Annotated in this window: 1 protein-coding gene; it reads right to left on the reverse strand. The window is 62.8% G+C overall.

Annotated elements, in window-relative coordinates; all coding sequences use genetic code 11:
- Positions 1 to 430 (reverse strand): calcium-binding protein (locus tag AC27K1_RS21715; RefSeq protein ID WP_487152886.1); only part of this gene is annotated, 430 nt, incomplete at both ends.

Below are 430 nucleotides of genomic sequence, written 5' to 3' on the forward strand. Positions count from 1 at the left end.
ATGTTCTGCAGGGTATCCGTTTCGTTGAACTGGTCCGTCGCCGTGCTGCTGGTCAGGTTGATATTGAGGTTCTGGCCGGCCGTCGCCGCACTGTAGTCCGCAGTATCACTGCCATCGCCACCATTCAGGGTATCAGCGCCATCTCCGCCTACCAGGGTGTCATCGCCATCCATGCCCAGCAGGTCGTTGGCATTGGCATCACCGGTCAGGCTGTCATTGCTGTCGGTGCCGGTCAGGTTCTCGATGTTCTGCAGGGTGTCGCTGCCGCCTTCACTGTCGGTGGCCGTGCCGTCCGCCAGGCTCGCGATCACACCGTTCGTACCGTTCTTGAAATCCACAGTATCGCCACCCGAACCATGGTCGCCACCGTCCAGGATATCGTCGCCGGCGCCGCCGGTCAGGGTGTCATCCCCCGCGCCGCCGGTCAGGG

It is taken from the genome of Kistimonas ophiarachnellae (assembly GCF_057552235.1).